Here is a 7,854-nt window from a genome sequence, read left to right as displayed (position 1 = left end):
CGGAAAATTGCTGCGACGCCGAAACTGGGGGCGAAGAACCAGCCTGATTGACCCAAGGGGTAAAGCAGGAACACCGACACAAACACGGCGATGGGGCCGGTGAATGCTAGGGCATTGTAGGGACGGATGCCTACCAAACGGGCGATTTCAATCTGACGCAGGCAAAAGCCGATCAGTGCGAAGGCGCCGTGGAGGGCTACGAATGTCCACAGCCCACCGAGTTGGAACCAGCGGGTGAAGTCCCACTGTGCTTCCGGGCCCCACAGGAACAGCAGGGAGTGTCCGAGGCTGTTGGCTGGGGTGGAGACTGCTACGGTGAGGAAGTTGGCTCCTTCGAGGTAGGAGCTCGCCAAACCGTGGGTGTACCAGGAGGTAACGAAGGTGGTGCCTGTTAACCAGCCACCGATGGCTAGGTAGGCGCAGGGGAATAGCAGGATGCCAGACCAGCCTACGAAGACGAAGCGATCGCGTTTGAGCCAGTCGTCGAGGACATCAAAGATGCCTCTTTCGGTCTGGGCGCGTCCGACTGCGATTGTCATTTACGCAAATCTCCAAATGGATATAATTACAACGGATCTGTCTCTAGTCATGAGTCTTCCACCGTTGCCTCTGCTTAGCAGAAAACAAGTTGGATTATGAACAGAGTTTACTTTTCTTTACCGTATTGACGATTATAGAGGTAATTCTTTACAAGAGCAAGTTTTTATTAAAAAACTTCCGACTTTTGACTTTTGACTTGTGCGAACTCCCCGAAGCCCTCGAAGTCCCCGAAGTCTTTGCCCTGCATTTGGGAACTTCTACTATATAGGAGTGTCTGCGCTTTGCGTCAGAAGCCCGGTGGCTTGGTAGATATATCGGTCTCAACCTCTGATTTTTCTAAGAAACTGGGTTTCCGCGGGTAAGTCCTATATATATACTGAGGATAGAGCTCCAAACTTAGGTTTTTAAGACTATATGTTCAGCATTGACATCATTGTGAAGAATACGCCCGTCTCGCTGTCGGTGCAGCGGAAGTTGGAGGAGGACGCTGAGACTGTTTACCAGCAAGTGCTGGCGGCGATTCGCAACTCCCAACCGCAAATTTTGGAACTCACCTGTGAGAAAAATCCTGAGAAAAAGGTGGCTGTACTCAGCAGCGAGATTTCTGGGGTGGTGGTTTCTCAGAAATCGGGGGCGTCATCTACAGGCAGATCCCCTGGTTTTGTCTCGATGACAGCAGAATGAGGGCTGGGGGTGTTGGTGCCGATATGAGCCAGTCAGCGGTTGCTGTGCGGGATTTGGGTTTTTGCTGGCCGTCGGGCGATCGAGTGTTGCAAGGTTGCTCTCTGGATGTACCTAAGGGCGAGTTTTGGATGCTTTTGGGCACTAACGGCAGCGGCAAGTCTACGCTGTTGAGGCTGATGGCTGGGCTGCTGCACCCCCAGTCGGGGGAAATTGACCTCGGCGGGCGGGTGGGTTTTGTTTTCCAAAATCCGGATCACCAATTGGTGATGCCGACGGTGGGTGCGGATGTGGCTTTTGGTTTGGTGGAGGAAAAGCTTTCTAACGTTCAGGTGCGGGAGAGGGTGGCGGAGGCTTTGGAGGCTGTGAATTTGCTGGATTTGCAGCGGCGGCCGATTTATGCTTTGAGTGGGGGCCAGAAGCAGCGAATTGCCCTGGCTGGGGCGATCGCGCGTCACTGCGAAATTCTGTTGTTGGACGAACCGACGGCTTTGTTAGATCCTGATTCTCAGTTGGATTTGGTGGCGGCGGTGCAGCGGTTGGTGAAAAATCGCGGGATTACGGCTTTGTGGGTGACTCACCGTTTGGATGAGTTGAATTATTGTGATGGGGCTTTTTTGTTGGAAAAGGGCGAAGTGGTCGATCGGGGAGATCCGGCGCGTTTGAAGCAGCGGTTGATGCAAAGTCAAGATGTTTAGCCCTCAAGCAATTTGAGAATTAAGTCATTCTGCGATTGAAATCGCTTCTACAAAAACGAAGTCTGCCTCTGCAGACTAAGAGAATGGCTGCACGCCAAATCAATCTCGCAATCCTCGATCGCGCAACCAAGCATCTGCCCAAAGTGTATCGGCTTCTGACAGCGGTGGTATGACTTCCCAGTTGCGATAATCTATCTTCAGGTCGTAACTTGCTATGTCGTAAATTTGAGTGAATAATTCCTGCAAATTGATTATAGGTTCGGTATCGCCCGATCGCAGTGGCAAAGGAAAGGCAGGCAGCGGGTTCTGCACGTTAAAAGCGTACAAATCTGCTTTGGGACGGCGATTTCCCCGACACACCAAAACGCTATAGCGGCTTTCAATATCATTGCCAATAACTGGCATTTTTTGACCGCGCCGCAATAAATCTATTTCAATTAAATGAGTGCGGCTACCTAAAATTTCTTCTCGCTTTTCTTCGTACATTTGTCGTCCTTTTCCTGTGCGCTTATTGCTAGGCGAGAGGATTTCAATAACTGTTATCAATTCTTTGGTTTCTCTTTCTATAATTTCTAAATAGCCTTCCCGAACCTGGTAGGGCATGGGAATAATTACTGTTAATGGTTGTGTAGGCGGTGCTGCAACTTCTACGTTTGATGCTGTTGTTTCTGTTGCCGTTTGCGGCTGTATTACGTTTACGTCAGGAATGCCAATAACGGACAAATCCTCGTCAGCGGTTTCATACATTCTCACTTCCAATGACACGAAATAGTTAGGACGCAGTTGGGGAGATAAAAACCTGAAAATTTCACTAATCAGCAAGTGGTGTATCCCAGGCCAAAAGTCGGGATGTTCTAAATACGGATCCATGCCGGGAAAGGGAGATGGCATTGATGTGACTCCTTGACTCAAATCTATTTTCAGTTAGCAATGTTGTTTTGGGAAAATTAGGGGCGATCGCACTTCCTGCCAAATAGAATAATTCCTATTTTTGGAAGGGCGATCGCACTTTTCAACAATTAAACTTCGATCGGCAATTGTGTTTGAATTGGAACGCTGTTTTCATCCAACACAGACACCGCATTTACGAACACAATTGTATGCGGGACTGCCGGCATTAAACGGCGCAGTGCATTCAAGTAAGATTCGGCATCGGGACGGCGGGCGAAACGGGCGACTGTTAACCGCTGACAGTTGGGGAGGTGGCGAATTAGATGCCAAGGTTGAAGTCGATCGCGATATGTCGGTTGTTTTGGTATCATAGGAAAATCCTTCCCACTTTTGTGGGTGGTGAATGAAAGGCGATCGCTCTAGATTTCTCAGGTCACGGGGCGATCGCTGTTAACTATCTTTATTAAAAGATATGAGCATAGCTGCTGTCAAGCATAAATGGGATTAATTCGATTGCGAGTTCGAGAACTCGCTGAGGAGAAGGGTTGGACGCTCAAAGAAGTCTCGGACAGAACGGGAATTCCTTACAGCACGGTTAAAAAATACGCCCAAGCTCCTAAACTGGCAACAGTGGACTATACGGCTTTGCAGAAACTTGCTGCTGTCTTCGATTTGATGATCGAAGATTTAGTCGAGGTTTTGGAAAATTAAACTGATTTGTCAGCGGGAAAATGGGTCTAATTCGATTGCGGGTTTGAGAACTAGCGGAAAAGAAGGGTTGGACATTAAAAGAAGTTTCTGAGCGATCGGGCATTCCTTACAGTACGGTTAGAAGTTATGCCCATTCTCCCAAACTGGCAACAGTAGACTATACAGCTTTGAATAAGATGGCTCGCCTGTTTGATATTGCGATCGAAGATTTAGGGGAGATTTTGGAAGAGTAGGCGGTTGCTGGAAGTAGGGAGTAGAATAAGAGCTTGACTGATTTAGGGTACTGAAGGAGGTAATTGGTGGGTTGACTGTGGTTGACTTAACCCGATTGGAACTCCTATTTTCTCAGACAATTCCAGAAGATTATTGCTAAAGTCAGCAGATCCAGCTACAACTCCAGCAATCGTACTAGCAATTACGAACAGCCTACCTAAGCGGAGTTTTATTCTCTGGGGTTTTTGCTTTTCAGGAGTATTAATGTCATCTTGCAAGTCATCCAAATGAACCAATACTTCTTCACGTTCGGTTTCTGGGAATGTTTGAGCTATATCGCGGAGAGAATTGATTAGCCTAGTAAGTTCATCAACATTCTGTCCAATATTTTGGGAAAAATTTGAAACAGTACCACTGCCGCTTTGAACAAAACCAATACTTGAATTGGGAGCATTGATTGTTGTTTCGTTAGTAATAGATTCATTTTGATTTTGAGTCATATTAACATTGCCTCCTGTAATTACAGTACCTTTATTATTACGTATGTAAAGCCTAGAGTGTATCCTGATCTGTTCAGAAATTTCTACTTCTAAAATGTCTGTGTCAGACCGCAATCTAGTCAAACTTGGTAAGATAGTCTGCATATTATGTATATGAGAAAATCCAGTATCAGATTGGGTAGAAATTTGAGCTTGCAGGTGCTGAGTGACAGTATGAAGATTGTCGCAGGTAGTCTTGAACCATTCTACAGATTTCTGGGGATTACCACAGATTTGTTCATACTCATTCCATATTAACTGAAGAGTTTGAGCGATGGCTCTTTTTAGGGAAAAGAAGAGGAGAGCTGCTCGGGCACTATCCTGTACGGAGTTAGAAAATTCAATACAGTGTTCCAATAATGCTTGATTGAGCGATAGTTCTAATTGAGTTAATCCAAGAGTTTTGGCAAGAGTGGGTTTGATACTACAAAGCCATTTGGCTAAGGCAAGTTCATCAACAGTCATATCATTGACTAAAGGCAAACTTCTTGCTCTCCAAGTCACTGAGAGGATGCTTGCAGTATAAGCACTGAGCAAAAATGTCCAAATATCGCTATTGATTAATCGTTGTTCTCCTTGGATGAGGATATCTTGCAACCATTTTGAATGATCGGGCTGACTTTTGTAGTAGTGGCTAATGCCTAAAGTAATACCAAGCAATTCTGTAGGACGATAGAAAAACGATGTCCGATCTGCGGGAAAATGGTTCCGACTAGATAATCTAGTTAATCCATTTGCCCAGCTTTTGATAAAATCTTCACTAAATTGCCTGCCACAGGCAAGACTATAGCCTACCGCTGCCAGAACAGGTGCTTCACTAAAGCGGTTAAGTGATAGTTTTGTTATGTCTATATCGTTGGCTACTTCAAAGAAAATATGACTGTTTTTTGGATGAAAAACATAGTTAGCAAAACCACTGTCTGGTGATTCACTGTGATAGTTCGCCTGTAAATACTGTGCAATACTTTCCAACTGAGAATTGAAACAGTTCCTAATTACATCTATCATAGGAACCATTTACTTGCACGAAGTTTGATATTGAGCATTGCAGGCGACCATCCCCGAACATTCTTTAGGCGAGCGAGTAACCCGGCAATTAGTTCAGAGTAATAGATGGTCACAGGATCGGATGCGGGTAATAATGATTTCCAAGACAACGAAGTAAACTTCAGCACTTGTTCGCTGAGATAGGTCAGGTCACGGTAAGTCGATTGAGGATGAAGATTAATGAGTAACGGCGTTGGTAAAGGTGTGCTAGATCGCTTAATCAGTATTGGTCCATTGGTACTCAACAAGCGACTGTAGCGTCCGATTTGCAGAATAGTACCTCGTTCTGGTGCATAAATACCTTTGCGCTCACCTTCTTTTACCTTAAGACCCTGTTGAGATTTATCGAGCATTGTGAATTGGTGATCGTGGGAGATAGTTAGAAACGCGAATTCAACATTTTGTTCGCTACCGACTTCAGCAACACACTCAGCTATAATATCAGCAACGTCAACATCTTTAAGTGGTCGCGCAGCGTGAAATACCAGTCTTACCGTATCATCTGGTTGCCAGCCATTGCGATTTTTTATTTCTTGCAAAATTGAGAGAGTGGAAGTTCTTAATACATTAGGATATTCATCATAAGTGCAGTCTTTAGAAAGATTCCCCAAAAGGTAATTACCATCTCCTCGAAACACTGTGGTAATTCCAACAAATCTTTGTTTTTCCGTAAATCTGCTACCTGATAATTCGCAGGAACCAACACCAATAACCAGTTCGTCATGAATAGTCAAATCGTGATCGACAGTCCAAGGTACACCGTTCATTTTGGCATAAAGTGCAACCGTCAGATTTTGTAAAGTGTATTGCCGATCGTTTTTCAATTGATTAATTGTAGCTAAACGAACCTCTTGAACGGGAATACCTGCCATTAATAGAAGTGATTTGGAGTGGAGGTAGGGATTCTCGGAATCTCGTAACCGTGTATGGTTATCCAGAAGTACCACCATTGCAGCATCAGCCATAATCTCTCGACTAGCTAAAGTTCGTTCAATTGTTTCCCTATAAACAGTGGCGGGTGGATTGTGTGTATTTTTCAACCAGGGAATGGGCTGTAATGTAAATTTAGGATTGACAAGACCAAATATTTTTGCAAATCCACCAATGTACTGCGATGTTTCTTGCCACTCTACCTTTCCATATTTATCAACTTTTTGCTTCGGAATGCTGATACCGTCACGTAAGGTAACGAGAAAATTTTCAACTGAACCTTGTGCTGTATCTGGGAAAAAGACAATTATTTCTGGAGTCTTTTTGGAAAAAGTTTGACGGCTGAAGGGTCCATATTGATCGATGCCAACCCAAGCGTAAGGCGACCTCTTAGTTCGTGCCGCATCAAAGCAATACTCAACTGATGATGCTGTAATTACAGACTGATATTCCTTAGTATTTATAGCTTCAATGCGCTCGCCAATTTTTCCTTGTAAACCGGGTGCGAGATCCAAAGGCGAGTTAGAGGCTAAAAACTTGTGCATTGTAGTAATAGTGGTCTCAACAGCCGGGCCAATCAATAAGTTACTCTGCTCGTTATTAAGCGCCGACTCGAAATTTTTGTACTTATAGCCAAGTATGGCTTTCAGACAACTACTAAACGAGGCTTTAGAACGTTCTAGCCAAACTTCTTCCTCGTCAATGGAGTCTATTTTGTCAAAGGATTCAGAAAGATAAACAATTTTTTCTGAAAGACGATCAATGCGCCCAACTAAGCGTCGCTGACCACGAGTACATTGACGGCGAACGACATATAAGTCCCGAAGCTCAACACCCTCATTTTGAAGTGTGCTTAGGGATGCCTGAATTTGCCAATCAGTTTTCAGGCGAAGAAATAATCCAATACCAGATTCCCCGTTCTGAATCTCAAAAATTTTTGGTTCAAGAATGTATTTTGGAAAAACCTTGAAACTAGAAATAATGTCGGGTAAATTATTGACAGTGCTAATAACTTCACTGATAAGTTCTTTTTTTTGAGCAAGGAAAGTAAACGGTTTGTGCTTTAACGGGCTATAACTTGAGAAGATAAGTGGCAGTAAGTAGTTTATCCTACTGCTTAGAAACTGCAAATGTTCGTTACAGATAAAATCCTCCATTTGACCAAAGGGTTTCTGGGGATTTGTGACCTTGGGAATACCGTACAGTTTGCCTTTTCGCCAGTGAAAAAACCACTCATCTCCAAGTAATTCTATAAAACTTTTTAATTGCTGGCTATTCGGTAGGTTTTGCACATATGCTTTGAAGGTTGGTGCAGAAAGTTCGACCTTGAAACCGTTGAGGTGAATATCCAATTTACTCATAAATATACTTATATTTAAATAGAAGTTTTAGGATTTGTATTATAGGTAATTACTCAATAATATGAACGTGATAAAACTTGCATTATTGGAAATAATGTTACATTTCAAGTATGTAGTTTTATACTCTATAATGAGTCTTCTATATTATTTTAACGTTGAAAAGTTATAGGTATGCTACATAAATAAAGTAGTGATTACCGTACTTGCCTTTACTGCGATCGCCGATCGCTGTAGTAGTGCATC

General features: G+C 43.8%; 8 protein-coding genes and 2 pseudogenes. 5 read left to right on the top strand and 5 right to left on the bottom strand.

What is annotated here, in order from left to right:
* Positions 1-539: pseudogene (locus QUB25_RS07345) on the bottom strand (photosystem II D2 protein (photosystem q(a) protein)); the annotation flags it as partial.
* An 89-nt stretch (positions 540-628) separates the two neighbouring features.
* On the opposite strand from QUB25_RS07345, the gene QUB25_RS07340 reads away from it, so the two are divergent.
* From QUB25_RS07340 to QUB25_RS07330, 3 genes are all read left to right on the top strand, one after another.
* Positions 629-808 carry a hypothetical protein gene (locus QUB25_RS07340; RefSeq protein WP_333182557.1) on the top strand — a complete coding sequence of 60 codons (180 nt, stop codon included), beginning with the start codon at positions 629-631 and terminating at the stop codon, positions 806-808.
* Positions 809-954: 146 nt separating this feature from the next.
* Complete coding sequence (locus tag QUB25_RS07335) at positions 955-1,224, top strand: hypothetical protein (protein ID WP_190663726.1); 270 nt, start codon at positions 955-957, stop codon at positions 1,222-1,224.
* A 23-nt stretch (positions 1,225-1,247) separates the two neighbouring features.
* Positions 1,248-1,919, top strand: a complete 672-nt coding sequence (locus QUB25_RS07330) for an ATP-binding cassette domain-containing protein (protein ID WP_190739919.1) — start codon at positions 1,248-1,250, stop codon at positions 1,917-1,919.
* Between the two features lie 99 nt (positions 1,920-2,018).
* On the opposite strand, the gene QUB25_RS07325 is transcribed toward QUB25_RS07330, so the two are convergent.
* Together QUB25_RS07325 and QUB25_RS07320 are read right to left on the bottom strand one after the other, a co-directional pair.
* Entirely contained in the window at positions 2,019-2,810 is a 792-nt protein-coding gene (locus QUB25_RS07325; protein WP_333182556.1) for a DUF4058 family protein, read from the bottom strand.
* Positions 2,811-2,938: 128 nt separating this feature from the next.
* Positions 2,939-3,181, bottom strand: coding sequence for a hypothetical protein (locus tag QUB25_RS07320; RefSeq protein WP_333182555.1), 243 nt, complete (start codon positions 3,179-3,181; stop codon positions 2,939-2,941).
* A gap of 127 nt (positions 3,182-3,308) precedes the next feature.
* On the opposite strand from QUB25_RS07320, the gene QUB25_RS07315 reads away from it, so the two are divergent.
* Positions 3,309-3,521, top strand: coding sequence for a helix-turn-helix domain-containing protein (locus QUB25_RS07315; RefSeq protein WP_333093481.1), 213 nt, complete (start codon positions 3,309-3,311; stop codon positions 3,519-3,521).
* Between the two features lie 62 nt (positions 3,522-3,583).
* Positions 3,584-3,754, top strand: a pseudogene (locus tag QUB25_RS07310) (helix-turn-helix domain-containing protein); the annotation flags it as partial.
* A 42-nt stretch (positions 3,755-3,796) separates the two neighbouring features.
* Here QUB25_RS07310 and QUB25_RS07305 read toward each other — a convergent pair.
* Together QUB25_RS07305 and QUB25_RS07300 are read right to left on the bottom strand one after the other, a co-directional pair.
* On the bottom strand, positions 3,797-5,281 hold the full coding sequence (locus QUB25_RS07305) for a hypothetical protein (protein ID WP_333182554.1): 1,485 nt from the start codon (positions 5,279-5,281) through the stop codon (positions 3,797-3,799).
* Positions 5,278-7,611 (bottom strand): Piwi domain-containing protein, encoded by a 2,334-nt coding sequence (locus QUB25_RS07300; RefSeq protein ID WP_333182553.1) that lies wholly within the window; start codon positions 7,609-7,611, stop codon positions 5,278-5,280. The genes QUB25_RS07305 and QUB25_RS07300 overlap by 4 nt, the downstream gene beginning before the upstream one ends.
* Positions 7,612-7,854: the final 243 nt, after the last annotated feature.

Source organism: Microcoleus sp. B3-D7 (genome assembly GCF_036705305.1).
In the GTDB taxonomy this organism is placed as follows: Bacteria; Cyanobacteriota; Cyanobacteriia; order Cyanobacteriales; family Microcoleaceae; genus Microcoleus.
This window is presented reverse-complemented; position numbering and strand designations above follow the sequence as displayed.

Coding starts and splice junctions, on each gene's coding strand:
- QUB25_RS07320 (WP_333182555.1), bottom strand. CDS start 3,181: ATGATACCAAAACAACCGACATATCGCGATCGACTTCAACCTTGGCAT.
- QUB25_RS07300 (WP_333182553.1), bottom strand. CDS start 7,611: ATGAGTAAATTGGATATTCACCTCAACGGTTTCAAGGTCGAACTTTCT.
- QUB25_RS07335 (WP_190663726.1), top strand. CDS start 955: ATGTTCAGCATTGACATCATTGTGAAGAATACGCCCGTCTCGCTGTCG.
- QUB25_RS07325 (WP_333182556.1), bottom strand. CDS start 2,810: ATGCCATCTCCCTTTCCCGGCATGGATCCGTATTTAGAACATCCCGAC.
- QUB25_RS07305 (WP_333182554.1), bottom strand. CDS start 5,281: ATGATAGATGTAATTAGGAACTGTTTCAATTCTCAGTTGGAAAGTATT.
- QUB25_RS07330 (WP_190739919.1), top strand. CDS start 1,248: ATGAGCCAGTCAGCGGTTGCTGTGCGGGATTTGGGTTTTTGCTGGCCG.
- QUB25_RS07315 (WP_333093481.1), top strand. CDS start 3,309: ATGGGATTAATTCGATTGCGAGTTCGAGAACTCGCTGAGGAGAAGGGT.